This is a genomic window from Gluconobacter sp. P1D12_c (genome assembly GCF_018812105.1).
GTDB lineage: Bacteria > Pseudomonadota > Alphaproteobacteria > Acetobacterales > Acetobacteraceae > Gluconobacter > Gluconobacter oxydans_A.
The window spans coordinates 1-552 of sequence record NZ_JACSIQ010000245.1; the positions used below are offsets into that span (position 1 = coordinate 1).

1 pseudogene is annotated in these 552 nt (G+C 41.5%); it reads right to left on the reverse strand.

Annotated elements, in window-relative coordinates:
* Positions 1–552, reverse strand: a pseudogene (locus KP705_RS16560) (hypothetical protein); the annotation flags it as partial.

Here is a 552-nt window from a genome sequence, read left to right on the forward strand (position 1 = left end):
GAACAGGATTAATTCCATGCGAATCCAAAGAATCAAAAACTAAACCAAGATAAGTTTCAAGCTGTTCATTCTTCTTCTGTAAATCTCTGAACGGCTTGCCCTTATCAAAACTTTTTTCGCGTTCGCTTTTCAATTCGTTCAATAGTGATTTTCGTGATTCATTACTTTTGTGAATTTTTGTTTTTAGTGATGAATTACTCGCTTTCAACTTCTCATTTTGATTCTTCAATAAATGAATTTCATTTTCACGAGACTTCGCACCATCATCAAAACGGCTTTTCGTGAATGACTCAGAAACCTGAACAACACCACCAGCAACAGCAGAAGAAACAGCACCAACCAACGTGCCAGCCTTCTCAAACTTTTCAGCCTTAGCTTTTGCAGCATCAACACGCTTTGCAACAGCACGACCATCAGCCAGAGCAATAGCTAAAGCCTTGGCTTGTTGCTTCTCCTGGTTCCACTGGTCCCGAGTTAAACGCCTACGACCTGGACCAATACGAGTTAAGCCAGAAGGCTTCCCGACCTTATCCCAATAACTGTCCTGCCAAT